Source organism: Megasphaera sp. ASD88 (genome assembly GCF_002287425.1).
GTDB lineage: Bacteria > Bacillota > Negativicutes > Veillonellales > Megasphaeraceae > Megasphaera > Megasphaera stantonii.
The window spans coordinates 1-239 of record NZ_NQXW01000083.1; the positions used below are offsets into that span (position 1 = coordinate 1).

The window sequence follows — 239 nt, forward strand, 5'->3', positions numbered from 1 at the left end:
GAAACGGTGAAATCCGAAGGTATGTCTGTGGTTGACGAAGACGGCAATACGACGTTCCAAGTCTTGTCGAACGGCGACGTAACGGCGCATGCCGTGACAGCGACGACAGTAACGGGCGGCACGATTCAGAATGCTGATGGCAGCTTCAGTGTAGACGCCAACGGCAATGTAGATGCGGAAACGGTGAAATCAGAAGGGATGTCGGTCGTCGATGAAGACGGCAATACGACATTCCAAGT

1 protein-coding gene is annotated in these 239 nt (G+C 53.1%); it reads left to right on the top strand.

Features of this window, described 5'->3' with window-relative positions; genetic code table 11:
* Positions 1 to 27: 27 nt before the first annotated feature.
* Positions 28 to 239, top strand: a 212-nt coding sequence (locus CJ260_RS12630; protein ID WP_143747704.1) for a hypothetical protein, incomplete at its 3' end; no start/stop codon positions are given.